The organism is Psychrobacter glacincola, from assembly GCF_904846075.1.
In the GTDB taxonomy this organism is placed as follows: Bacteria; Pseudomonadota; Gammaproteobacteria; order Pseudomonadales; family Moraxellaceae; genus Psychrobacter; species Psychrobacter glacincola_C.
Genome location: NZ_CAJGZH010000004.1, coordinates 1 through 23413, shown reverse-complemented (window position 1 = coordinate 23413; position 23413 = coordinate 1). Strand labels below are relative to the sequence as shown.

Sequence of the window (23413 nt, the reverse complement as noted above, 5' to 3'; positions counted from 1 at the left end):
AATGAAAAATATTGAAGAATGGATAGACAGAGCAGAAAATGATGATGAAAAAAAATTTAGGCAAGCTATTCACTTAATTTTATTGGCTATCTCTCGTGATAAATTCTTATCGCAAAATTTAGTCATAAAGGGAGGAATAGTATTATCTTTAGCTTATGGCTCGGAACGCTATACAACCGATCTAGATCTATCTTCTTTAGATAACATGGAAGTTTTAAGCAAAGAAGATCTAGAATTAAAGCTAAGCAAGCAAATTACAGCTGTTGTCGCCTTAAATGACTACGACTTAAAGCTCCTAGTTCATTCTATAAAATACATGCCTAAAGATCCTAGTAAAGTAAAGTTCCCGGCTTATAAAGCGAGGATTGGGTATGCGGATAGAACAAATAAGAACGCTATAAAACGCTTAGATAACAAGCAATCTCCTCACATCATTGAGCTTGATATTAGCTTCAATGAGAGTGTGTCAGTAAGTGATACTGAGAACTTCAAGTTAACTGACCGACTCAATGTTTTATGTTACTCACTTGAACAGCTTATAGCTGAGAAGTATCGCAGCATACTACAACAGATCGTTAGAACTCGTAGTCGCCGTCAGGATGTTTTCGATATTCACTATCTTTTAAACCAAGAAGCAAGTCTTTTATACTCAAACGAAACTAAAAAAACTGTATTAGATAAACTGATAAAATGCTCTGAGCGTAAAGGAATAGAAGAATACTTAAATCAATTTGGAATGAGAGATGAAGAGATAAAAAGACTCTCACTCGAAGATTTTCATACCCTTTCTCTTGAAATAGATATCGATACAGAAGTACCTCCAGCAGATATGTATACCGTAGTCCAAGATTATTTTGAATCACTCCCATGGAGTAATTTAAAGATATAATATGTTGAGGGTAAGGTTTAAGCCTTACTCTCAACCATTTACTATCTACTTAAGTGAAGGTGGTGGGGCTTAAGAAGATGAATTTACTTCACATGTAACGGTCTTTATATGTTCGAACCACTCATTGATTTCAGTATAGGCATCCATATCTTGAAGTAGACCTACGCTTAAATCTTTAGACAACTCTAGATTAAATTTTCTTTTTATTTCTTTTTCATTATATTCCTTTAAGTTTCTATCTCCGTTTTTGTAGCATTCTTTTAAATGGGCACTTAAGCTTTTAGGGATGTTCATATCTTTCCAAGTGTCTATCCATCGACTATCTGCCATATCAATGAATGGATCTGAAAATTCATAGCACTGGCTATGTAAGCTGGGATGGATGTAATTTTCTATCTCATAAAACTTTGTCTGGAAAGCTTTGTGTAATGCATTTTGGTTAATCTTGTTTATTATTCTTTTATATTTTTTAACATCTCTATCATAAATATGCATTTGTGGAATGCTAGATAACTTATCTAAATATTTATAGTTTTCCCAATGTTCTAAGTTGCCGCCTCCTAGAGGTATAATTAAAATATTAGAGTTATTTTTTAAGTCAAAATTAAAACAAGGCGATATATTTTTTAAAAACTCGACATCCGTGTATCCTTCTAAACATATAATCAACTTTATATTTGAATCGACTTTTGCAATTGTAATATTGGGCATTACCCCTAAAGATTGAGTGACTTTATCTAGCACTAATGGATCGTTCGACTCAATTTCTATTTGATTATGTTCTCGGTATATAAAAATAATATTATTTGTAGGGACCAATGCACCTAAGCTAGGGCTATGTGTCGTTAGTAATATCTGGGTATTTTCTTGTTCAGAAAGGTCAACTAAAGCACTATATAACATTTTTTGCCAGTCTGGATGCTGTGCAGTTTCTGGTTCTTCCAGAGCATAAATAACCGTTTTTTCTGATACTCTTTGTCTTTCAGCCTCAGCTCTAAAGTAGTTTAGAAGTATTAATCTTCTTACACCGCTTCCCCTCTTGTTAATTGGTATCCCATCTTCATCTTCGAATGTAAATGAAAACAAACTATCCCATGCTTTTGTTGAAACCGTCGGTGTTAATGCGTTAGCAATCTCTGGGTTCATTTCCCTAAGTTTTTCTATGGTTCTTAAACCAACTTCTTCAGTTGCTGTTACTATCTTATCTTTTAACTTATCTAAATCTTCTTGCATTCCACTTAAAATAGATTTAGTAATGACTTTTAGAGGACCTTGTACCTCTGAATCTGAGTCCTTATTTTCTCTATCTGCCTTGAAAAGGAAGTAAAGTGGTAGATCTACTTTAATTGCATCATAAATTTTTTTTCCATCTTCCGCATCAATAGGAATAATAGTTTCTGTTAAGTCTGAACTTTGGATATTTGAAAACTCATAAATAGCTTTACGAATCTCACTACAAATAGTTTTATTAACCACAGTAGTATCATGACTACTGTGGAATAAAGCTAGTTCTTTTTTTAAGTCAGTTATTTTTCTACATATTAATGGGTTGTTGAATTTTGCATAAGGATAATCTGCAACTATATAAGTTTTTAATGATTTTGACGTTATATTTGACCCTGAAGCACTCCAAACCTTTCTTATAGTTAAATATTCTTCTGAATCTAATAAGTATTCTTGTGATAGTTGCGTTGGAATAGTATCAATTGTATAAGATTTTTTTGAGTCAATCTTAAAAGATACTTGAATTGTAATATCACTGTCTGCTCCATTCAATCTCTTTTTATTTAAATCTAAAACATCAATTTTCACTGTATCGTTGTTAAAAAAAATCTCTAAAGCCTCTAAAATAGTAGACTTCCCCACGTCATTTTTCCCTATAATTACATTTAAATCTTTGTGTATTTCTATAGTCTGTTCTGTATAACCTCTGAAATTTTTTATGTATAGCTTTGAAATAACCATTTCCTAATTTCCTCAAAATAACTCTATTACAGCACCGTTTAACCAAAAAAAATTAAGTATTAAGTAAATCAATACGAGATTTTTTTATAAGCATAAATCACTAAATTATTCAAAATAGCTTAGAGTCTATCTTAGCTTCGTTGTTATTCTCAACACTAGCTCTATCCTTAAGTTCTTTCACTAAGTCTGCCATTAAATCCTTATCCGTTTGTCTGCTCAAAAAATCTAACAGATTATCGGCTGTATATTCCCTTAAACCATCTAACGAATTCTTCTCTAAAGCATCTACAAGAAAAGCGCCCAGTAGTATTTTTTGCCGTGTCAGTTTCTTATCTAGCTTCTGCTTCTCTCTATTGATCTTAAGCTCAAGTTCATTAATCTTCTGCTGTTCCTTTAGATCACTACCACCGAGTAAGCTCATAACCGTTCCTTGAATTATCAAATTATTCATGTACTTAACTATAGCAACTTCGCCAATACCTAACAACAGTTTATGATATAGTCATTTGACAGATGGTTGAGTCCCACTGACTAAGTGCGAGTTTTCGACTTCACAAATGTTTATTCCCTACGGTCATGCATTTATGAAGTCAAAACATCGGCAGGGGTAAGACCCCCACACCCCCAACACTACGAAAAGATGTAGTGCCAAAAAGCAAAAGTATGAGCATTTGAAAATGGCTATTTTTCTCGCATCGACCAAATCCATATCACGAGGTAGCGGACAAAGTGCTGTTGCCAGTGCGAGCTATCGTGCAGGTGTTGAGCTTGAGGATAAACGATACGGTAAAACCCATGATTACTCCAAACGTTCAGGTGTCATGAGCACGGATATTATTTTGCCGTCAGCATTAGCTGCTGCCGGCGCTACTATTGATCGTAGTAATTTATGGAACAAAGCAGAGAGTGCCGAGAAACGCAAAGATGCGAGGGTGGCTCGTGAATGGCTGGTTAATCTACCGCATGAGTTAAGTGAGCAAGATCGTAAGACACTGGCACACAAGTTCGCCCAAACCCTAGCGGATCGTTACGGCACGATTGCCGATTGTGCTATTCACAAACCCACACAAAAAGAGATTGATCGAGGGGCAGATCCTCGCAACTTCCATGCTCATATTATGTTTACTACTCGTACGGCGGCAATTGGCAATAATAATGAAATCCTATTGACTGACAAAGCTGATATTGAGTTGTCCGATACGAAGCGTCATAAGCTTGGCATGGAACGAGTCAGTGTTGAGATTAAAGAGGTTCGCCAACTATGGGAGCAGCTTGCTAATGAAAAATTAGCTGAGCATAAGCACGATTTGATAGATTGCCGTAGCTATGCAGATCAAGTCAAAGATATTGAGCCACAACTTAAGATGGGTAGCGTTGCAACCAAGCTGGAGCGTGACGCATATGAGAAAGCTAAATCGGTAGCAATGGAAAAAGGCGAGGTATTTAACGGCATTGCGCCAGTGACGATTAGAGGTGAAATCAACGCCATGATCGCGGAGCGTAATAGTTTAGTGCTAGAAGCGTCCAATAGAATTATTTTTGAGCAGCGAGATTATGATGAACGACTTGAAAGAGCAGAACGATATATTGATCGAGCGAATCAAAGCATTAGAAACACAAAACGACAAATTGAGCGAACAGAACAAGACATTGAGTGGTCAAGTAAGCGATGCAAAAACCTACCAAGTTGGATTGATGGAAACCACAAAGCAGTTGAGAGCAACACAAAAAGATATTCTGACACAGCACAAGCAAATGACAAGCTCATACAAAGAATTAACAACACAAAACAGTCAATTAACAGCGTCACTGAAGCTATCGGAAAGTCAGATATTGCAATTAACAGAGCAGTTGAGCAAAGCGCAAGACCAGCTCCAAGCCCCTTTGATGACAACTACAGACGAGCCTTTCATGAGCGAAAAAGACGAATTGATCGAGAGCTTAGAGAGCAGGATAAACAAGCTCACAGAGAAAGTTACGCAGATGAGAAAGACAATAATGATCTTAGAGCGACGTTAGGCGCTTTTGCTCATCGTTTAATGACTCGACACCATGAAAAGTTCAGCTTGCGCCCAGGCTTTCGCGATAATCCTGCTTATTACCCTGAAAAATTTGACTATCGACAAGTCAAAGTCCTTGATCGCTTCGCTAACGAATTGCGCTTAACCAACGATTTTGATGATTTCAGAGAGGAACAGCGGCGCATTGCGGACTTGTTTACGTTTGACGTGATGCAAGACAACCTCAATGCAATGGATATATTAATTAACAGACAAAAAGAACGTAAAAACTATCACGAGGTCACAGCCGATTTTGAGGTATTCATTACTCGATTAGATGCTAGCAGAACAGCCAAAAACAATGAATTGCAAGGCTCGTTGGGTCGTAGTGACATTAGCCGAATGACGGCAGAAACGCTAACAGCGGTCAGTTATTTAGATAACATTGAGCAGTACATAAACAAAGAAACCACCGCTAACGAATGCAAAGTATTAGCTCAGGAGCATATCAGCGAGATTCTAAGAAGAACTTCCAAGCAGTATGAACTTACCTATCAAGGATTAAGAACATTAGATAGTAACGAGATCGTCCAGAAGCATGCTAGAGCGCTTGAATCTAGTTTAAGTGGGTTTAATACCAAATATGCTGATAAATTGACTGAAAGCGATATCAAGAGCATTAATAACGGATTGAGAGTCCTTAGTCAGAAATTAGAGATTGCTAGACCTATCAATCGACCCTCTCCTTCTCCTTTTTAATCTTATCCACAACTTTTTTATTCACCCGTTTCTTTAAGGGTTTTTATTTATTCCTGTTTACTCCTGTTTACTCCTGTTTAAGAGGCTTTTTTACCCTTTAAAATCAATATGTTACGGATGGAAAAAACACAAAATGAGTAGAATAAACACAAAATGAGTAGAATAAACACAAAATGAGTAGAATAAACACAAAATGAGTAGAATAAACACAAATAAAAATTTATGATATTATTTATAGTTTTATATGTTAAAGTAAAGCTTAGTTATTATTGGAAATAACAGTATATTAAGCAGGGATTCGAAAAAAATATGGAAAACAATCTAGTTGTACAATCCAATGAGCTTGTCCTAGCAGCTTATACCATGACCACTAAAGAGAAACAGCTTTTACTAACTTGTATTAGTCGTATTGATAGTAGACCCGATGCGCCAAACATTACTAAGCAAACCAAGTTCACAGTGACAGTCGAGGAAGTAGCAAAGATATTCTATAACGATAGTACTAAGAAGAATGCTTTTAGAGATTTAGAGCAAGCTAGCAATCGGCTTTTTGATAGAGAAGTTCTGATAGCACTGGAGGATAATAAAACGCTTCGTACCCGCTTTGTTAGCGGCGTTCTTTATGATCCCAACGGAGAGCAGATAACAATAACATTTGCAGAGGATGTACTGCCTTATTTGACACAGCTGAAAGCTAACTTCACAAAATATAGGCTGATGGAGGTATCTGAGCTATCAAGTATTCATTCGATACGCCTATATGAATTAATTGTTTGTTGGGTAGGTCAGTATCAATATACTAAAGCTATGAATTTAGATGATTTTCGCTACGTTATGGGCATTAAAGGTAAGTATAAGCAATTTGGACAGCTTAGAGAGCGTGTGATTGACACTGCTATAGATGAAGTCAATGAGAGTACAAACTACAAGGTCACTGTTGAGTATCATAAAAAAAGTAGAGGCAAAGGTTATGAGAGATTAACGCTCAAATTCCATCGGAAAACATTGGATAAACTAACCAGTGAAGATGGCACTCTGTCAAAAGCTACCATACAGTCTATAGTCGATAACCTGCAGTTTATGAATGACTATAATAATCATCCAAGCCTAAGTTATGACGGCAAAATGCAGACTGACGCATTTAAGCGCGAAATGATAAATATCATACAGCGAGAACCTGAAAGCTTTAACAAGCCCAATAAGGGTTTAGAGAGCTATTTACCAAAGATTAAACACTAATACTTTGTCTAACATCCGTTCTAGTCAAAAGAACCACCGTTTTTTCTTTTTGGGAGCATTTGCCGGTGTCATTGTTGATTTTTGTTCTGGCTGTGGTTCATCATTGTGCTCAAATTGTTTGAACTCTAGCAGCCTCACTTGAGAAAAATCGTGAATACTAGCATTAGCTTTGTCCAGTGTCTTGTTTAGCTGACTAATCTGTTGTTGATAATTCTCTATCAACTGCTTTTGATCGCTGACTTGCTGTCGAAGGTGTTCGTTCTTTAATTTCTCTAGATCTAGTTGGTGTTCAAGCGCTGTACAAGACTGTACAGTCAGACTGTTCAAGTGCGTATTATGAGAGCTGTTCAGTGATTGTTCAGTACGTTTTTTGGACAAAGGCTCTCCAAATACCCGAAGCATCTCTGCAGTGTCAATTTTTTTGTCTGCTGCTCTAGAGAGCTCTCCATCATTGACTTTTTGATAGATCGTCGTTCTTGAAACACCCCATTCTTTTGCGGCTTTCGTCACCGATATGTTCATTGTTCACCTAATGTTCAAGTACGTTTTTAGAACCTGTACAGTTGCACTGTACAGAACGTTCAGTGAACAACTATGGCACTAACGTGCTTGTGTGGCAAACTATAAATACTTGGTATAGAAGTTAGGCACTCAGACATATATCATCCATTTCATTGAACAAATATAGGGTATTATAGCTACCTATTACTAGGGCGTGTCCTCAATTCAATCAATTACTCTCTAAATGGGCTAAAAATGGCTAAATTTTGTTAAACATCGTCAAATAGCTTATCAATATCTCGATGTTAACAGCGCTATTTTCCTTGGTTAACTGCAATTTATCTCATTTTTATCACCATTTTTAAAATGAGGACACGCCCTAATAAAAATGATAAAAAGAGATTGATATGCCAACCTTTATAGTTGTAGACGATGGAATTGTTAACCTATCGGAAATTAAAAAGATAACTGCGGATAAAAAGCGACTTACAATCATATTTCATTTAGGGTTTTGGAATGAGAACGCATTTAAAAAATGTACTGATAGCCAGCACTTTGAAGAAGTTTTTGAAAGTATAGTAACTAAGTTAGAAGCTGAAAAGATTTGAGTTCGCTACTTACAGTTCCCAATTTTAGATAGTAAGTCTTTCATTATATTAGTAATCTATAACAGTTTTGTTATGGCTTACTAATACAATTTAGTTAACCAAATATGCTATAGATTATGACAGCAGTAAGTAAAATAGACGAAATATCATCACCCAGTATTATTAATTTATGCCAAGTTTTATCCTTGTTGTTATTATGAGTAATAGAACTACTATTATAATGACTTATGAAATCATCATCACTTATAGAGTACCTTTTTTTCGACAAAGATAGTTTTTGGTCTAGATCTACAGGTATGACAACTTGCTTCAATACTGCTAAAAATATTCCTAGCCATATTAAGATGTTTGGTATGTCTTTATTTATAGAAGAGTTTATGAAAAAACCAAAACTTAGGATTAAAGCCACAATGAAAAACTTGCGGTAACTCCCCTTTGGGTAATCTAGGACAAAATTCCGCATCAAAAATCCTAATAAATGAACGTATGTTTATTTAAAAGATCGAATATTAATGTTGGTGATAACCATTGTCAATAGAGATGTTCATAGCAAACTGAAGATACAGTTCCCTAGTGAGGACTTGAAAATAAGGCTGTGAGCTAATGGTATTAACGTTTTAACTTGCTGAAATAGTCACAGTGTACTTCATGATGTACTTACCATAAATATTCTATTCATGATCGGTGTGCTATACGGGAGTCGAACGTGTTCCCACAACGGACGTTATGGTAAAAGGTATTGAAATGAAAAAAACAGTGATTAAAGAAATTTTAATTAAAAGCACATGCGATGATGGGCGATTATTTATAGAGAGTAGTGCAGATCAGAATAAAGGATCCGAATTGTATACGCACTTAAGTAAAGGTCATAAAGTAATTTCATCTAAATATTTTATTAAGCTAGGAGATAATCAAGAAATTTTTATTCCAGTTGCCAACATCATAGAGCTATTGCCTGATCGAACAGGAGTTGTAGTTATTTATAGTGTTATGTTTGACAATGGTAAACCGACCATTGCTTAACTTAGTCAGATATAGCTAATTTTTCTAAGTAAGTCGGTATTCGATATCGTTGGATTAGTTGGTTTTTCTAATTTGTTAAGTCGAGTTAATTTAATAAATGAACATGTTTTTTTATTTATCACCTACTTTCAAGATAAACGGTAGTTTTTTAATGATAAGCGGCTAGATAAAAATAATTTATCTTTTATATATGGGCTATAATAGCTCCGGCTAAGTAAAAATTCTTTTACTAATTGTAGTGCAATGCATTCGCTAAAAAACACTTAGCTACAGATGTTTTAATGTCATTAACATCTCACAATTTTATTATTACTTTATTTTAATACAATCAAATAAATAGGAAAAAGTATGTCAAATATCGCTGAGTCGTTACAAGAATTAATGAATCTTGATGGTGCAATGGGTGGCTGTATCGTCGACTATATGTCAGGCATGGTACTTGGTATGGCTGGCGGCGGCGTTGACTTAGAACTTGCAGCAGCAGGTAACTCGCAAGTGGTAAAGGCGAAAGTAGCAACGATGAAATCATTAGATATCAAAGGTGAAATCGAAGATATGTTAATCACCTTGGAGTCTCAATTGCACATCATTCGTCCTACAGCCAAGCATGAAGACTTGTTTATTTATTTGGTGCTTGATAAATCAAAAGCCAATCTTGCATTAGCCCGCCGTAAGGTACAAGCGGTAGAAAATAAACTAGAAATATAATTCGGTTGGTCGTGTTCAAAAAATGAGTGATTTATCAAACTCTCCTTGTTGCTTATCGCGCCTTAAATAAGACAAGACTGGCAACAAGGTCAAATTCGTTATGTACGTACTGTACATAGCGAATTATTATTTTATAAGCAGTAGGAATAACTTAACGAGCGTGAGCCGTTTTATCAAGTGGTGGCAAAATGAAGTGTATTGCATACGTCAGTAGAGTGCCTATCAGTGATCGTACTATTCGAATGCCTACTGGGTTATCAGACATCGTTAGCGTCTCTCGTAAGAATAATCCAAAATCGCAAATTACGGGTATCATCTCTTACCGTGACGGTCAGTATCTGCAAGTGCTAGAAGGCCCTCATCTGGAAGTAGACAAGTTAATGAGTAAGATAGCTTCTGATCCTAGACATGAAGATCTTTGGGTGTTTTTGGATGTGCGCGTGATCAAACGCAGCTTTAATAATTGGGCTGTGAGCGTGTTTGACTTTGTGGATCAAGATAACTTTTTTAATGCGTTCATTGAGAATAATAGCGCTGTGTTGAACAGCTTTGATGAGTCTCAACAAAGACGTATTCAACCGTTTATTGATATAAAAAAATCTGATACGGCGCCTGAAAAGTATTATGAAGGTAAGAATTTAAGATTATTAGCTTGGCCTGATCTGAATAATGAAAGTAATCCTCAAATGACTATGAACCTGTGTATCAAATTGACTAAAAAGCCTTATTCGTTTAATGCACTAGCGGATAGTGGTGATTTTGGTAGCCATCATCAAGTCACACAGATTATCAGAGAGTTTGATCGTTTAGGTTTATTGAGTGTCACAGAGGCAGCACCGATACATGAGCAAACCGTAAATGAGAAAAAGCCTAACAAATTTTATGGTGCGATCAAAAAATTCTTAGGAATGAGGTAAAAAATTGAATTATCAGAAACTAGCAATCATTGGTGAAGTAGGTGCTGGAAAAACTCAGTTGGTCAAAACCCTAAGCGAGATAAGCCCCATCGAAACAGAAGCAAAATCTAGTATCGATATCGGTAAAGAGTACACGACGGTCGGTATCGATTATGGGCGCATCACTCTGTCTGACGATATGGCGCTAGGTATTTACGGTGTGCCAGGTCAAGAGCGGTTTTCTTTTTTATGGGAGTTCGTCAATCAGTCGCTATGGGGATTGCTCATTTTGATTAGATATGACGAGACACCCGATTATGCCAATTTAGATAAGCTATTACACTTTTTTGCACCAGAAAAAAATCAGACCACGTGTATCATTGGCATCACTCATTGCGAGGATGCTGACAAAGATAGCCTTTCAGCACTGGGACAAGAAATAAGAGTGATGTTGATGCAGCATAAAGTGGTGGCACCCGTGCTCCATACAGATCCTAGAAATAGAGAGTCCGCCGTGTCTCTGTTGTCATTATTTAATACCCTTAACAATCAAGACTAATGCCAGATATGACTATGTTAAAAGAAAAATTAGACGAAAAATCACCAGCAAAAATAGTGTTATTAAGCCATATGAAAGCACTGTGTGACGCCAATAGAGAAGTCATATTGGTTAGCTTATGCACCACAGATGGCTTTCCCATTAGTTGCTTTTCGATCAGTGAATTGAGCAATCAAACGGACAAGTTTGCAGCGATGAGCAGCACACTATCAGCACTGAGCGATTCATCCGCGAGTCAAATGAAGCAGGGCAAGTGCGACATCACTATCGTCGAAGCCACTGCTGGAAACATGCTATTTGTCAAAACTGACTATATCGGTAAGCCTTGTGTGTTGACCGTAGTAGCACAGAATAAGATGGCACTAGCAGAAGCAAGATATAAGACCAAAAAACTGATTGGTCTTATATCTGCTATCACTGAGTAGTGTTTTACGAGATTACCTAAATCATCTGTACAGTAGGACTTATGAGGGAGTACTCAATTATGAATAGATACAAAACCAAATACTTCCCCTAATAGCTAGCTCAGAGTTTAGAAACTTTCATAATCTGGATGATAGAGTAAATCTTCAGCTGATCCCATGAGACGTGGTGGTATGTCATAGCCAAAGTCAAAGTTATATTGTCCATCTACTGTGACTTTCATTTTACAGGTAGTCCAATATTCTTTTGAATTATGCATAGTTTCATTTAATTCAAAAAATAATTTTAATAAGAGATACCTATTGTTGACGTCTACTCTATAATCTACTTCTTCGTTATTATGAAACCATACCGAAGATGAACTATTTTCAAAATCCTCACCTGTTTTGACTAGCTCAATGTAGTGACAGTACTTAGTCCAGTTCTGTGGACTATTATCAAAAACCCATCTAACGATTAGCTCTTGTAGTTCTTCCACTTTAGTTACACTCATCTTCAACCACCTTTTTTATTTTGAATAATATTTTCTGTAACTCTTTTACCAACTTCGCCATAAGACACTGAAAAAGCATCTGGTCTAACACTTCGGTTGTTTGAATTATATATTGGCTCAATCAAATTAATAACGGATAAAGTTTTTAAATAGTAAGTTCATATTTTAGAACTCTTTATAGTCTGGGTCGTACATCAAGTCTTCAGCTGATCCCATAAGGCGTGGTGGTATGTCATAGCCAAAGTCAAAGTTGTATTTTCCATCTGAAGTAACTTTCATCTTGCAGGTCGTCCAAGATCTATTGTCAGTCATAAAACTAACTTTATTTAATTCGTAAAATAAATCGGTCATTTGAATACCTATACTACCTTCTACTAAATAATCAATAACTTGATTATTACTATCAAACCAGACTACCGATTCATCTGACTCATAATCATTATTTATGATAATTAGCTCAATATATACACAACATTTTTTCCAGTCGGTAGGTGCGTTACTCTGTACCCAAAGTGATATCTTTTTTTCAATAGAGTTCTTTTCATAGTTATTCATTTCAACCTCCTGCTTGATTTTTAAACGTTCTAGTTCTCCAAGTACCGTTTTCAATTCTATAGCTTGTTCTGATTGTATCTGGCCTTGTTGTATTATTACCACTACGATAAATTGGCTCTATCCTTACTTCTACCTTTTTACCCGCTGCGGCTAACGCTTTTACCTTACTCTCAAACTTACTCGCATAGGCTCCTTGATTTAAGTTTGCTACTCCATTAGAAGGTTTTCCGTTACCTGGTACAACATTTAATCGATTAATTGGACCATTGAACTGATTACCAATTAAATGGAAACCTACATCACCCGATTTCGACCCCTTATCGTTACCAATTTTTGTCGTAGTAATGCTATCTGTTGTTTGACGCCCATGGTCTTTCGGATCAATTGTACCTGATACTTGATCAACACGACCTTTACTATCGGTACGCCATGCATAGCTACCATACTCATAAGTCGTGTTGGGTAGTGGATTCTCTGCCATACGATTAAAGGTAGCTAAGTCTGTGACTTTAATCACGGCAGGTAGTTTTTGTTTTACAAAACCCTCAGGGGTATTATTGCTTTTATAACTATAAGTCGTTAATACTGAGCTGCCTTCCTTAAATGTGGGCTTAACGTAGTATCATAAAAAAACCTGCAAGAGCAGGCTTTTAAAAGGTAGAATAAAGATATAAATTTTCTATACCGTATCGTCTTATAAACTCATAGAGCTTGATCAAATCAGATATCTCAACATCACCTAATTGGTGTAGCGGATCGTCCTTATCTAAATCATCAACATTTTTTAGAGTAGTCAGTGTTGGATATTTCTCAAAAATATAGCTAACCGCTTTTGGGTTTAGCTTCGAAAGTAAATAACCACTATGCTCGTCATAAGCGACGGTGTCAGCTATATCAATTGGAATGTCAATTATATCCGTAAGCTCAAGCATTGTAATGGTATCAAACCACAACGTTTCAAATGTAAACCCGTGCCCTTCTTCTGGATAATATTTAATTTTTTCGACATCTGGTTCAAAAATAACCGTATCACCAATCACAGTAGACCTCCTTAATAATAGTCCTTATAACCATAAAATAACCTATATTATGACACTATCAATCTGGCTGACTAATTCTTTGATAACTTCTATATCAATTCCTTCTTTCTTAGCAATCAATTCAGCATTAAATAGTACAGCTGATGTTCCTTCTGGCTCATCAGAAATATCTAACGATATTATTAACTCATTTGGGACGTTTAATTTCTGAATTTGAATGGCGGCTGCCTCGAGATTAATAATAGTGAAGTACGGCCATCTACCAAATTTAATGCTTTCGATATCAGCATTAAACAATCGGCATAGGTGCATATTTGCTTGGCTAAAATCACAGTCTTTTACTAATCCATAATGATTTGATGACTCTTCATCAGGGCGTCCGCCCAAATCGCATCCTAAAAAATTACCTTTGAAGGTTACCGAGTCGAAGGTCACACTATGCTCTTGCCAATTGGTTAGCTTCTTCTTCGTCTGAAAAACACCCCCAACCATTTCAGCATCTAAGAACTGTATACCTCTAGCCGTTTGCTTATTGATAACAACACAATCAACGAGTTTTAAATTTGGTCCTAGAAATATACAGCTGTTACTTTCAATAATAATTTCTTCGTCAATTATTGTCTTGTTACTGAAATTTTCCATACGATTTACCTTTTTAACTCTAGAAAGTTAACATTCGCCAAATGAAATCAGGCATACCCTAGCGGAACCAGCTATTTTAGCCCTTAAACCTATTAACAGACCACAATATCGAGCCTAGACTTTAATAATCTACGCAAACTCATGGATGCCTTAATTGATCTAAAAAAAATTGATGATCTAGATTCTCTTGATGCAGATTACAGTTTTGAATGGCAAGAAGATGCCAACGAGATGATTGATGGTATCAATAAGTATGTAGAGCAAACGTTAGCTAGCCTAGAGGCGGAGAGCTACCAAAATGCTTTCTGTAGTCTGACTTCTTTGAAAATACGCCTACAGCATTTAAATGGCACAATAAATGGAATCACTAACGATACTATCTTACTGCACTATGATGATAAAGAATTCACTTGGCCACCATTGAATAAAGATTGTCGCCTTCTTGAGTGATGGCGCGAGCCCTAATACTCTAAATAACCCCTAATTGGACGCTTACTAAACTGTGATGCATTCTTTTTTAGTCTATTAATCATCTCAAACTCTCATATCCTGACCAGCTAGGTCAATCGAGCTAATTAAATCGTTGCAATCTACTTATCTAGAACAGCCCTTTAACCAATAGGTTAACGATAGAAAATATTGTCGCTACTAAGAATAGGCTGTTAAGAGCCGCTCACTATAATTGCAGACTGTCTCGATTAACTATATATTATAGACTATAATCTATATATTGGTTTTTATATGTGGACTGTCATCACAACAGAGCTGTTCAACCAATGGTTTGATCAGCAAGATGAATCAACGCAAGAAAAAGTACTGGCAGCTTTGATGGTTCTAGAACAGCAAGGTCCAAGCTTAGGTCGTCCTTTAGTGGATACGGTGTACGATTCAAAGTTTACCAACATGAAAGAGTTGCGTATTCAGCACAGAGGCAAGCCACTCAGAGCCTTTTTTGCCTTTGATCCAAAGCGGCAAGCGGTTGTGCTTTGTATTGGTGATAAGGGTAATAAAAAGCGTTTTTATAAAGAAATGCTAGCCACTGCAGACCAGCAGTATGAGTATCACCTCAGAACCTTAGGAGATCTATAACATGACTAAGACACTACAAGAGATGTTAGCTGAGCGTTCTTTAGATAGCCGAGCGCGTATTAAACAACTGGCAGAGCAACTGCTTTTAGAAAACCAGCTGTCTCGTATCCGTGAAGAGTTAGATATCTCTCAAAAAGAGCTGGCTCAAACCATGGGTATTAAGCAGCCTTCATTGTCTGCTATAGAAAATCGCGGCAATGATCTTAAAATATCGACCATGAAAAAATATGTTGAGGCTATGGGCGGCAAGCTTCGTATCGACGTTGAGCTGCCAACAGGGAAGCATATAGGCTTTAATGTGTAACAATGAATTCAAGTGATTCAAGCGCTAATAAGCCACCTTCTTATAGGTGGCTTATTTATTGCTAAGAATAGGCTAACGTTATTAGGAAAGCACAGTAGCGAGTCCCTTAATTCAAAGACCTGTTATATATGGTTCCATTATACCAGTCTGTTTTAAGTAGTCTGTTAATAGGTTTGGAGGCTGAAATAGTTGGTTCCGCTGGAGCCTATCCCAGATTCTGTGTAACTGCTATTTAGATTAAATGCTTACTGATACGATCATCAAACATAATCATAAAGCGATTTAAAGCAGACGTCCAGTTACGGATTGGCATCGACCATTTTTTGGATGCTTGCTGGGTTGCCAGATAAATCACCTTGAAAGCTGCCTGATCAGATGGGAACACCTTACGCTTATTCACCGCCGTTCGAATCACGCTATTTAATGACTCAATAGCATTGGTGGTATAGATGGCTTTTCTGATGTCTTTAGGATAACCAAAGAACACCGTTAAGCCCTCCCAGTTACTGCGCCAAGACTTAACCACATGCGGGTACTTATCACCCCACACCTGATCGAATGACTCAAGATTGGCCTCTGCTATCTCAAGCGTATCAGCGCCGTAGATGGCCTTTAAATCAGCCGCTACGGCCTTCTTATCTGTCCACGGTACAAACTTCATCGAATAGCGCAGCATGTGTACGATACACAGCTGAACCTGAGCGTTGGGGTAGACGGTGTTGATGGCATCAGGGAAGCCCTTTAAGCCGTCGACACAGGCAATGAGGATATCTTGTACCCCGCGGTTTTGTAGTTCAGTGAGAACACCCAGCCAGAACTTAGCGCCTTCATTCTCTGATAACCACATACCAAGCAGCTCTTTTTTACCATCAAGAGCAACACCTAGCGCTAAGTAAATGGCTTTGTTGATAATCTGCTTATCTTGACGTACTTTAACGACAATACAGTCCAAATAGACGATAGGATAAACACTGCTCAGCGGCCGGTTCTGCCAAGCGGTGATGTCCTCTAATATGTTATCGGTGACTCTTGAGACAAGAGAGCTTGATATATCAACGTCGTAGAGCTCTTTAATGCTCTCTACAATCTCGGTGGTGGTTTGACCCTTGGCGTAAAGGAATATGATCTTGTCATCAAGGCCTGAGATACGGGTTTGATGCTTACGCACTAGTGCAGGTTCAAAAGCGCCATCACGGTCTCTTGGGGTGGAGATTTCAAGATCGCCTGTGTCGCTACGGACGGTCTTTTTAGTGTGTCCGTTGCGCTTGTTAGGCTTGTCTGCTTTCTCATGCTTGGGGTAGCCCAGATGCTCTTCCATCTCAGCTTCAAGAGCAGTATCGATAAAGGATTGCATGAGCTGCTTTTGGAAGTCTTTGATGTCATCAAAGCTTTTCATGCTACCAGCCATTTGCTCGGCCAGTTTTTTAATGTCAGATTGAGTAGTCATTGCTTATTCTCCGGTTAGTGGATTATAAGCAGTTACACAGTTTTTAGGAAAGGCTCTTCCGCTGGGGTATACGTTGCTTAAACAGTATTTATTTATCTTCTAAAAATACTTAAAATGTATATCACCTAATTCCAACTATTATCTGGGTGAGGCAAAGTGTCAACTCGACCTTCCCAATATTTTGCTTGCTCTGCATATTCTAAATCAATGGTCTTTAGCCCCTTATACAATTCTTTCAATTCATTTGTAGCAATATAACTTCCTTGCTCGGCAAGATGTGTGAGTTCCTCAAGTTTTGGGTCAAATAGTTGGTGAATCACTTCTAAAGTGGGGTTATCAAGGGTCTCATCCATTCGATTGATGTAACTCTTTACTAATATAGCCTTCGTGTCTAAGTGCCCTGCTTTGGATAGCAAATAAGCAGTCACGGCTTCAACGCTACTCTCAGTCTCATGCTGTAATTTAATAGGATTGTTATCATTGATATGTCTTTGTTTTTCTATGATTGCTATCGCAACCATAGAATTAAGTAATGGTGATACATCGTTAGGGCTAAAGGATTGATGGTAGTCAACCACATAGCTCATATACTGCACGGCTTTAGCATCGTCTTTAGGTACGAATTCGCCTAAATAACTATGAACCGCCATATAGATGTATACGTTTATGAACTTGTCTGGATCGTACTTTTTCTGTTTTACCGGTTCTACGTTTTTAATTATTTGGTCAAGTTCTTCATTATCTAAACCTTTATATTTAGAGAAGCCTTCTGGTACATCACGAATAATTATCTCCGCTATCTTGTCTAAGTCGTGTTCAAGTTGCTGGTACAGCGCAATAGCCTCTTTGTCACTACTGAATGGCTTACTGGCTTTGCATGGTTGAAAGTCTTCCACTTGAAGATCTAAGTCATTAGAATGAACTTTAATACCATTTGGCGTTTGTGTGACATTATTCAGGTCAATGGAGGTTTCAGACTGTTCAACGTGCTTGTAGATGTCACAACTTGATGAGCTGTCAGCAACGCTTGATACGTTAAAAGACTGGTTAGGTGTGCTTTGAGCGATTGCCATTGATGAGAGCGTAGCAAGTACAGCAACTGACAATATAGATAAAATTGGGTTTAGACACTTATTAATATTTAATTTTTTGTTGTACATAGTGCACTTTCCATGTAAATACCCCATACTTAACACAACATCTTCGTAGAATCATTAAGCCACCTGTCTGTATTCAGCGGGTGTCATATCATTAAGTGAATCATGGGGTCTTTCAGTGTTATAAACCTTGATCCAGTCCTCAGTCAGCTTATTGACTTCCTTTAAATCATTAAATAAATAGCAATCTAAAACCTCATTGCGATAACTACGATTAAACCGTTTAATATAAGCATGACCACTGTCGCTAATCTCATAGACCTTAACTTGGGAGATTTTAATTATACAGCTCGATGCCTGTATAGCGCACCGATCATAGATAGAGTATGTATGGTAAGTACACCATAAAGTACACTGTGGCTATCTCAGTAATTCAAAACCTCGATATCATTAGCCTACAGTCAAAGATTCAAGTCCTCACTAGGGTACCGAACACTGCTATTAAACTTCAAACAATAGCAAATTTAGCACACCATCTTTGATTCTATTTTTTGAATATGAGCGTATGAACGAGACGATATCCTGAGTCACCTGCGGTAGAAACATACTCAAATTTTTCTCGTGCAATCAGGTTTATATCATAATACTTGGCGTAGTATTGTTCGAGTTGAGCTTGTGTTATTAAAAAAGGCGGTAAATCTTTATGTTTATCATCACGCTGCTTTTTTCCATCATAAGCAAACGATAATAGCAGTTGATTTGCTGTATTACTCAGCTCCATAACTCTCTGTGTGTAACGTGTACGTAGATTTTCTGGCTTAATATCTGGAAGAGCAACTAATGCACCGCGATCATAAATAGCATCTATTTGTCCAAGATCAGTAGAACTCAAATCAAAAATATTACCTACCCATATTTTGAGACTCTGACCTTTATGTTTAGTTTGATAACAGGTTAGGCTAGGTGTGATTGGGTGTAGTGATATTGTCGCCTGCAAGTCATTTTCAGCAAAAAAATGGGTGACTGCTATTTCTGACAACTCAACACCGACAACATCAAAACCCTCATTTAAAAACCATAGCATGTCTATGCTTTTACCACATAGAGGCACAAAAACACGTCCATTTTTAGGTACATTTAAGGCTTTAAAATGATCTATTAGCATTGGATTTGGGTTTTTTTGGGTAAAGTCAGTCTGGCTCTTTTGCCATGCATTTTGCCAAAACTCAGGGTTCATAACATTAACCTTTATTTTTAAGAGTTAGCTTTAGATGTGATTAGCGGTATGCAGATGTCTGATAGTATCAATCTATTCAATAAATAATAGTCAGTTTAGTATTCAAGGTATTCTCTGATAGGACGTTTATTAAACTGTGAAGCATCTTTTTTAAGGCGGTTAACCATTTCAAACTCCCACGCTTGCTGTGACTGCCCAGCTGGGCTAGTAGGGCTTACTAAATGATTGTATTCCGCCATAAAATCAGGGTTACGAGCAATACGACCCAATTGCTTATCGTTTAACCCTTCAATAGTAGAGCTGTCGCTGTTCTCAGACTCATCTTTAGCAGTAATATTTCGTTTGTTTGTTTTCACTTTAAACTTGAATGTAAAACCTGTAATGATACGCCCTTGTTTGTGTTGTTCATATTCAACAGTAATATCAGTGTGTTCGTTGATTTGAGTGATCGCCAAGTCTAAAACTCGTCTTTTAAAAGCTTCTATTCTTTGGTATTCATCTACCAGGCCTAGCTTTTCGCGTAATTCCACAAGTGATATCTGACTCGTCCTACCTACTGACCTCCATTGAATAATTAACTCATATAGCCTTATTGCATACTCACTCTGCAATCCTACGACCTGCTTCAATTCATATTCCGTGTAACGTGCTTCAAGCCTCGTAATCAGAGGAATTACATCGCTTGCAAATACCAACTCGACACAACCTAAGTCATCAATATAGCCGATCTTATCTACCCAACGGCTTTTATAATGTCCTATCTTTCCTGAACGCTCATCTATTTTACTATAGGCAAAACCTGCCTCATACAATCCTTCTACTGCCCTTTTCATAGCTTCATAAGACGTATGTTTTTCTACATTGAATTGTTTGGCATAGCTTTGCGCATAAATTCGCAACACCCCCCCTGCTTCTATTAACGTTTTTTGTTCCCTAGCTTCAATAATCGCTAAAAATATTAAGCGTTGCTCCACGACCCCCAAACTATAACTCGCGCCAATTAAAGAATTATCCTTAGTAACTAACTGCTTAGACACTTCCATCCTCCATCTGTTTTTAACAACTATAATATCTTGAAGTTGTTAAAGCAACTAATGTTAAAATTAGTTGCTTTATAGGTCGTAAAACGTTGCTTTATAGGTCGTAAAACGTTGCTTTATAGGTCGTAAAACGTTGCTTTATAGGTCGTAAAACGTTGCTTTATAGGTCGTAAAACGTTGCTTTATAGGTCTTTAAAGCCTTTATTAAAAAGGCTTTCAGAGGATGTAAAAGCTTTTAAAAGTATTTAAAAACATTAAAAACCTTTTTGGTAATTAATAATGAGAATGACAAAGGAAAAAGGCAGTAAAGATAGCAATAAATTTAATATTAGTAATTTCAAATAATTTAAAAAGAGAGATCAAGGAGCTAGTCAAATATAGCTAATAACGTCGTATTAAGCTCCCTATAAGGTTCTAAGTATCGTTTGGTATAATTACTAGGTAAATTTTTTAACTTCCTTAGACGGCCTTTATGAGCTTACACAGTTCCATGATTGCTCATATCAACTAAAATCTTCGGAAGATCATTAGAATCTCAGTAATTTTCATCAATATGCCACCAAGGACAAATCTCTTATTATCAGATGATTTCTCAAAAAAAGCCTTTGTATCAGCTGATAAAAGGGCAATTTTTAATCCAAACTATTGTAAGCTTTTATTCCTGCTTTGTTGACCAGTTTTTGAGCATTATCAACTTTATTAGGTGCTGCCACTTCTCTTAATATCAATAACGATTCTAGCACTATCGGCATCAAAGCCTTGACCGTATCATTCTGATTTGATGTGTTCTCTACTGCCTTTGACCCTTCGTCGTTCGACTGCAATAAGTGCAGAATCTCACTAATATCTCCTTTCATAGACTGAAGGTCTTCAAGAAAGTTATTGGTATCTGACTCCAACTTTTTCTTTAAGTAGCCACCAGGAGATAGCCCGGCCTCTGCTGCTATTGCTTCTAGTTTTAAGTAGACTTCAGGCTTTAATCGGAATGATACAGTAGGAGTGCTCATGATTATCCTTGTTTACAGATTGTAGACACTAATATATCATATAAATCATATACTTGTATAAAATTTGTTTGCAATTTGCATGCAGAAAAAATCTTCTTAAATCGGGTAAACTACTGATTTAAGAGGCTTTTTTTCATCCCTTTAGGGTGCGTAAGGTGTAGTCATTAAATTGAATAATTTAATGACCAAAAAGCAGGTAGAAAAATCGGTTATTTTCTACCTGTCGTAAGCCTTTTTAGCTAAAAAGGCTTATAAGAGCGTTACTACTGCACTTTTACTGCAAAATGACTGCATATCTACTGCATAAGTGAGGCAAGTAATCTATAATGATGCAATTCTACTGCATATATGCTGCATTATTACTGCGTAATGACTGCAATTCTACTGCAAAAGACGGGTAATCAATGTTGGTGCTGTTATAGGTGAATAACGATGGCTAAAAGAACAAAATTTTCAAAATTCAGGTCGCTGTATGAGGTAATTGAGAGTTTGCTCGATACCTACACTCATGAAGGGGTCATTGAGATACTGGCTGAAAGCCATGATTTAGAATTGTCGGTTTCCACGCTAAGGAGCTATCTCTACCGCTATAAAAAACAGTCAAAGGAATTATCTGTAGCTACAGATAATTCTAATAGTGGGCTTGAGGTAAAGCATGATTTTACTGAACAAAATTTAATTATTTCACAAGGCAATGAGTCAATCCAAGAGAACGATACAAATAGTGATGATGATTCTGAAAGTGACAACCAAGACGATGAAGAAATAGATTACGATGCTTTGTTAGAGGAAATGAAAAGAAAAGCTGCAATCAAAAGCAATAAATCACTTCTTGATAGGTGAGTTATTGATACCGAATTAAACGAAGATCCAATAAGTGATATTCCCTAAATCTAAAGGAGCAATCTATGAGTATCCGAGGTGTATCAGTAGCAAGTAACCATTTCATGATGTTTGAAGAGGCGCAACGAGAATACTACCGTCAAATGGGTCGTCTTAATACTTTCGGTTTAGAAAACGAAGCTCATAGCGATAGCATACGTAAAAAGATGTTTGAGCTAAAAGATGAGGAACGTTTACTAAGAGAATATAGCGCGAGCGAACTCTACGTCATACAAAAAGAGCTCAAACAGAAAATTGATGATTTCCTGCGTGGACTGGATGAGTAACACGTTACTATCACTGCTCGTGAAAGTCTAAAACGCTAAAGTGATTGAGTCTAGTGTACTTATCGCTTATATTAAGGATACATAAATAAGCGATAAGTACTGCTATGAGCTCAACCAATTATAATATCCGTCTGGATCAAGAATTAAAAGACAAGGCGTTTTCGGTGCTTGAGGGCTATGGTTTAACGCCTTCACAAGCGATTAAGCTGTTTTTGCATCAGGTAGCAGAAACCAATAGCATACCGCTGTCTTTTGATTATCAGACAATGCCTAGCACCAATACGCTTGAAGACGGTGATCAATGATTGAATTTGAATGGGATGAACAGAAAAATAGCAGTAATCAACGCAAACATGGCTTATCCTTTGAAGAAGCAGCTCGGGTATTTTTTGATCCTTTGTGTTTGCGTCAGCAAGATCGATATGAAAACGGTGAAGAGCGGTGGCAAGCGCTTGGCGCAGTGAATGGGGTGGCGGTATTACTGGTCGCTCATACTCAAAGAGATAGTGAGGGTGGTGAGGTTATTCGTATCATATCAGCACGACGTGCCACTAAGGCTGAAAGGAGGTTCTATGAACAAGGTTAGCTATAAAGCAAATGAGTTACCGTCTTTAAGCGCTGAGCAAGAAGCCAACTTGCAACGATTGGCGATGCTTTCAGATGACGATATAGATTTGTCTGATATGCCTGAAGTCACAGACTGGTCGGGTGCGACTCGTGGTA

At 37.1% G+C, this 23413-nt stretch carries 29 protein-coding genes and 1 pseudogene; 16 read left to right on the top strand and 14 right to left on the bottom strand.

What is annotated here, in order from left to right; all coding sequences use genetic code 11:
- The first annotated feature begins 1 nt into the window (after nucleotide 1).
- Nucleotides 2–889 (top strand): nucleotidyl transferase AbiEii/AbiGii toxin family protein, encoded by an 888-nt coding sequence (locus JMW85_RS14030; protein WP_201582188.1) that lies wholly within the window; start codon nucleotides 2–4, stop codon nucleotides 887–889.
- 69 nt (nucleotides 890–958) lie between these two features.
- Here the strand turns inward: JMW85_RS14030 and JMW85_RS14025 are convergent, their stop codons facing one another.
- Together JMW85_RS14025 and JMW85_RS14020 are read right to left on the bottom strand one after the other, a co-directional pair.
- Nucleotides 959–2854 carry an ATP-binding protein gene (locus tag JMW85_RS14025; protein WP_201582187.1) on the bottom strand — a complete coding sequence of 632 codons (1896 nt, stop codon included), beginning with the start codon at nucleotides 2852–2854 and terminating at the stop codon, nucleotides 959–961.
- Nucleotides 2855–2963: 109 nt separating this feature from the next.
- Complete coding sequence (locus JMW85_RS14020) at nucleotides 2964–3275, bottom strand: mobilization protein MobS (protein ID WP_201582186.1); 312 nt, start codon at nucleotides 3273–3275, stop codon at nucleotides 2964–2966.
- 256 nt (nucleotides 3276–3531) lie between these two features.
- Between JMW85_RS14020 and JMW85_RS14015 the strand changes: the two genes are divergently transcribed.
- Both JMW85_RS14015 and JMW85_RS14010 read left to right on the top strand, forming a co-directional pair.
- Entirely contained in the window at nucleotides 3532–5613 is a 2082-nt protein-coding gene (locus JMW85_RS14015; protein WP_201582185.1) for a MobA/MobL family protein, read from the top strand.
- A gap of 309 nt (nucleotides 5614–5922) precedes the next feature.
- Nucleotides 5923–6852: a RepB family plasmid replication initiator protein gene (locus JMW85_RS14010; RefSeq protein ID WP_045455943.1), complete on the top strand. Its 930-nt coding sequence runs from the start codon at nucleotides 5923–5925 to the stop codon at nucleotides 6850–6852.
- 24 nt (nucleotides 6853–6876) lie between these two features.
- Here the strand turns inward: JMW85_RS14010 and JMW85_RS14005 are convergent, their stop codons facing one another.
- Entirely contained in the window at nucleotides 6877–7374 is a 498-nt protein-coding gene (locus JMW85_RS14005; RefSeq protein ID WP_045455945.1) for a plasmid replication DNA-binding protein, read from the bottom strand.
- A gap of 386 nt (nucleotides 7375–7760) precedes the next feature.
- Between JMW85_RS14005 and JMW85_RS14000 the strand changes: the two genes are divergently transcribed.
- The 6 genes from JMW85_RS14000 (at nucleotide 7761) to JMW85_RS13975 (ending at nucleotide 11572) form a co-directional block, all read left to right on the top strand.
- Entirely contained in the window at nucleotides 7761–7961 is a 201-nt protein-coding gene (locus JMW85_RS14000; RefSeq protein WP_045455947.1) for a hypothetical protein, read from the top strand.
- A 744-nt stretch (nucleotides 7962–8705) separates the two neighbouring features.
- On the top strand, nucleotides 8706–8984 hold the full coding sequence (locus tag JMW85_RS13995) for a hypothetical protein (RefSeq protein ID WP_045455910.1): 279 nt from the start codon (nucleotides 8706–8708) through the stop codon (nucleotides 8982–8984).
- Nucleotides 8985–9332: 348 nt separating this feature from the next.
- Nucleotides 9333–9692, top strand: a complete 360-nt coding sequence (locus tag JMW85_RS13990) for a hypothetical protein (RefSeq protein WP_045455906.1) — start codon at nucleotides 9333–9335, stop codon at nucleotides 9690–9692.
- Nucleotides 9693–9880: 188 nt separating this feature from the next.
- Entirely contained in the window at nucleotides 9881–10609 is a 729-nt protein-coding gene (locus JMW85_RS13985; RefSeq protein WP_201581392.1) for a BLUF domain-containing protein, read from the top strand.
- Between the two features lie 4 nt (nucleotides 10610–10613).
- A complete protein-coding gene (locus JMW85_RS13980; RefSeq protein WP_201582184.1) occupies nucleotides 10614–11147 on the top strand; it encodes a GTP-binding protein in 534 nt (177 codons plus the stop codon).
- Nucleotides 11148–11155: 8 nt separating this feature from the next.
- Complete coding sequence (locus JMW85_RS13975; RefSeq protein ID WP_201582183.1) at nucleotides 11156–11572, top strand: roadblock/LC7 domain-containing protein; 417 nt, start codon at nucleotides 11156–11158, stop codon at nucleotides 11570–11572.
- A gap of 107 nt (nucleotides 11573–11679) precedes the next feature.
- On the opposite strand, the gene JMW85_RS13970 is transcribed toward JMW85_RS13975, so the two are convergent.
- The 5 genes from JMW85_RS13970 to JMW85_RS13950 form a co-directional block, all read right to left on the bottom strand.
- Nucleotides 11680–12063 carry a hypothetical protein gene (locus JMW85_RS13970; protein WP_045456445.1) on the bottom strand — a complete coding sequence of 128 codons (384 nt, stop codon included), beginning with the start codon at nucleotides 12061–12063 and terminating at the stop codon, nucleotides 11680–11682.
- Nucleotides 12064–12228: 165 nt separating this feature from the next.
- The gene (locus JMW85_RS13965) at nucleotides 12229–12618 is read right to left on the bottom strand and encodes a hypothetical protein (protein ID WP_045456448.1); all 390 of its coding nucleotides are present in this window, start codon (nucleotides 12616–12618) and stop codon (nucleotides 12229–12231) included.
- 1 nt (nucleotide 12619) lies between these two features.
- The gene (locus JMW85_RS13960; protein ID WP_201581390.1) at nucleotides 12620–13099 is read right to left on the bottom strand and encodes a DNA/RNA non-specific endonuclease; all 480 of its coding nucleotides are present in this window, start codon (nucleotides 13097–13099) and stop codon (nucleotides 12620–12622) included.
- Nucleotides 13100–13268: 169 nt separating this feature from the next.
- Nucleotides 13269–13658, bottom strand: a complete 390-nt coding sequence (locus JMW85_RS13955; protein WP_193007231.1) for a hypothetical protein — start codon at nucleotides 13656–13658, stop codon at nucleotides 13269–13271.
- Between the two features lie 42 nt (nucleotides 13659–13700).
- Nucleotides 13701–14300, bottom strand: a complete 600-nt coding sequence (locus JMW85_RS13950; RefSeq protein WP_201581388.1) for a hypothetical protein — start codon at nucleotides 14298–14300, stop codon at nucleotides 13701–13703.
- A gap of 141 nt (nucleotides 14301–14441) precedes the next feature.
- Here JMW85_RS13950 and JMW85_RS13945 point away from each other — a divergent pair, with 141 nt between their 5' ends.
- The 3 genes from JMW85_RS13945 to JMW85_RS13935 all read left to right on the top strand — a co-directional run bounded on the left by JMW85_RS13945 (nucleotide 14442) and on the right by JMW85_RS13935 (nucleotide 15693).
- Nucleotides 14442–14750: a hypothetical protein gene (locus JMW85_RS13945; protein WP_045455956.1), complete on the top strand. Its 309-nt coding sequence runs from the start codon at nucleotides 14442–14444 to the stop codon at nucleotides 14748–14750.
- Between the two features lie 291 nt (nucleotides 14751–15041).
- Entirely contained in the window at nucleotides 15042–15389 is a 348-nt protein-coding gene (locus tag JMW85_RS13940; protein WP_045455954.1) for a type II toxin-antitoxin system RelE/ParE family toxin, read from the top strand.
- A 1-nt stretch (nucleotide 15390) separates the two neighbouring features.
- Nucleotides 15391–15693 carry a helix-turn-helix domain-containing protein gene (locus JMW85_RS13935; RefSeq protein WP_045455952.1) on the top strand — a complete coding sequence of 101 codons (303 nt, stop codon included), beginning with the start codon at nucleotides 15391–15393 and terminating at the stop codon, nucleotides 15691–15693.
- A 232-nt stretch (nucleotides 15694–15925) separates the two neighbouring features.
- On the opposite strand, the gene JMW85_RS13930 is transcribed toward JMW85_RS13935, so the two are convergent.
- The 6 genes and pseudogenes from JMW85_RS13930 to JMW85_RS13905 form a co-directional block, all read right to left on the bottom strand.
- Nucleotides 15926–17140 carry an IS256 family transposase gene (locus tag JMW85_RS13930; RefSeq protein ID WP_201581386.1) on the bottom strand — a complete coding sequence of 405 codons (1215 nt, stop codon included), beginning with the start codon at nucleotides 17138–17140 and terminating at the stop codon, nucleotides 15926–15928.
- A gap of 125 nt (nucleotides 17141–17265) precedes the next feature.
- Nucleotides 17266–18300 carry a hypothetical protein gene (locus tag JMW85_RS13925; protein WP_045455950.1) on the bottom strand — a complete coding sequence of 345 codons (1035 nt, stop codon included), beginning with the start codon at nucleotides 18298–18300 and terminating at the stop codon, nucleotides 17266–17268.
- A 54-nt stretch (nucleotides 18301–18354) separates the two neighbouring features.
- Nucleotides 18355–18534, bottom strand: a pseudogene (locus JMW85_RS13920) (integrase core domain-containing protein); the annotation flags it as partial.
- 247 nt (nucleotides 18535–18781) lie between these two features.
- Complete coding sequence (locus JMW85_RS13915; protein ID WP_045455913.1) at nucleotides 18782–19474, bottom strand: thiopurine S-methyltransferase; 693 nt, start codon at nucleotides 19472–19474, stop codon at nucleotides 18782–18784.
- A gap of 95 nt (nucleotides 19475–19569) precedes the next feature.
- Nucleotides 19570–20517: a replication initiation protein RepM gene (gene repM / locus JMW85_RS13910; protein WP_227679047.1), complete on the bottom strand. Its 948-nt coding sequence runs from the start codon at nucleotides 20515–20517 to the stop codon at nucleotides 19570–19572.
- A 629-nt stretch (nucleotides 20518–21146) separates the two neighbouring features.
- Nucleotides 21147–21521, bottom strand: coding sequence for a hypothetical protein (locus JMW85_RS13905; protein ID WP_045455917.1), 375 nt, complete (start codon nucleotides 21519–21521; stop codon nucleotides 21147–21149).
- A gap of 432 nt (nucleotides 21522–21953) precedes the next feature.
- On the opposite strand from JMW85_RS13905, the gene JMW85_RS13900 reads away from it, so the two are divergent.
- From JMW85_RS13900 to JMW85_RS13885, 4 genes are all read left to right on the top strand, one after another.
- Entirely contained in the window at nucleotides 21954–22364 is a 411-nt protein-coding gene (locus tag JMW85_RS13900) for a hypothetical protein (RefSeq protein WP_045455920.1), read from the top strand.
- Between the two features lie 65 nt (nucleotides 22365–22429).
- On the top strand, nucleotides 22430–22690 hold the full coding sequence (locus JMW85_RS13895; protein ID WP_201582181.1) for a hypothetical protein: 261 nt from the start codon (nucleotides 22430–22432) through the stop codon (nucleotides 22688–22690).
- A 104-nt stretch (nucleotides 22691–22794) separates the two neighbouring features.
- Entirely contained in the window at nucleotides 22795–22995 is a 201-nt protein-coding gene (locus JMW85_RS13890; protein ID WP_201582180.1) for a type II toxin-antitoxin system RelB/DinJ family antitoxin, read from the top strand.
- Nucleotides 22992–23276 carry a BrnT family toxin gene (locus JMW85_RS13885; RefSeq protein WP_181716922.1) on the top strand — a complete coding sequence of 95 codons (285 nt, stop codon included), beginning with the start codon at nucleotides 22992–22994 and terminating at the stop codon, nucleotides 23274–23276. The genes JMW85_RS13890 and JMW85_RS13885 overlap by 4 nt, the downstream gene beginning before the upstream one ends.
- Nucleotides 23277–23413 lie beyond the last annotated feature (137 nt).